Source organism: Aliiglaciecola sp. CAU 1673 (genome assembly GCF_029223185.1).
Lineage (GTDB): Bacteria > Pseudomonadota > Gammaproteobacteria > Enterobacterales > Alteromonadaceae > Bowmanella.
Window position 1 is genome coordinate 1 of sequence record NZ_JARHUG010000033.1, and the last position, 1,323, is coordinate 1,323.

Below are 1,323 nucleotides of genomic sequence, written 5' to 3' on the forward strand. Positions count from 1 at the left end.
GGCGCTGGGGGATCCCCTCATAATTCAGGTCTCCCCAGCGTGTGGACCAGACGAGAATATTCGTGTAAAGCCCAGAGTAGACGTTGCTCAGAGATAAGATAGTTAGGCCGTTTCCTGACCTCCTTTCCCAACCTTACAACAGATAGAACAGGCCGATTGGAAACGGTGTTGGCCTGAAACTTCCGTTGCCATCCTACTTTTAAGGCAAACAAACCTATCCACCAGAGTACCAGGGTGGCCAGCAGAGCAATCAATAGCAGAATGTCCAAGCGCTTAGGGCAACGACTTTTACAATGTCGCAAGCCCATGCCGAATTGGGGACTTTTCAGGTCACGGAAGCTTTCCTCAATCTGCATGCGCTTGGCATACAGGTTGACGACTTGTTTGGCGCTGAAGTAGGCGGGCGGCAAGTTGGTAGCCAACAGCCAGGGCTCTTTACTGCCGGTTTGGTAACTGCGCTGCGCGGTGTGGGAACGGCCAGCCTTGGATGAGCGCCGGTCGGTTCGTCCTTTGGACTTGGCTTTGTACAAATGCAGTTCACAATCAATGGGGCGTTTACGCCCTAGCTGTACCGCGCCGATATGCTTAGCCCGACTGACTGCGGTGGGATAGAGGGATTTATTGCTGTGCCATTGGGATTGTCCCGCAGGCTGAAAGCCGACTTCTCCACGTATCCGCCCCAGCCAAAACCAGCCCATGACTTCCACCTGGCGAAACCAGGTATTACGATATCCGGCATCCGTCACAATCAATGGACAAGTGCCTGTTGGCAACACATCTGCCAACTCTTGCAAAAAGGCATTGTGGGATGCTGGAGAGTTATATTGGGCAAAGGTGAAAGTACGCTCATACAGTATCACCGAGCGACCACGGACACTGACGGAAGCCCGCAACGTCATCAACCTTAGCTGCTCCCGGACATCTGACCAATCCACTAATATAATCGGCATGGGATTAGCACCGCAAAGCAGCCGGGCGTGCCAGCGATAAATCTCGCTACGCTGCTGGTGTAAGCCGACATTCCCTAACAGTCGGTCCATGCGCTTGATATTGTGCTTCGCCGACACAGGCCCAGTGATGTTACGCCCCAACTGAGTGAGCGACAGTTGGTTACCACCTAGCAGAGAGGCGGTAGCCAGCATCAGGGAATCTACCCGTTTGGCATGAATTTCAGGGCATTGCTTCGTGAGCAAATCGTGTAAGATAGCAATATCACGCATGGTGTTGATTTCTAGTTGGTTTTTGGCGAAATGAATTAGATCATTTAGCACCATGCGTGTCTATCTTATTGAATCTGCTTTGTTTTATGAGGGGATTCGCTAG

At 51.9% G+C, this 1,323-nt stretch carries 1 protein-coding gene; it reads right to left on the reverse strand.

Going from position 1 to position 1,323, the window contains the following annotated elements:
- Window positions 1-17: 17 nt before the first annotated feature.
- A complete protein-coding gene (locus tag P2G88_RS19415; protein WP_275799315.1) occupies window positions 18-1,220 on the reverse strand; it encodes an IS4 family transposase in 1,203 nt (400 codons plus the stop codon).
- Between the last annotated feature and the right edge of the window lie 103 nt (window positions 1,221-1,323).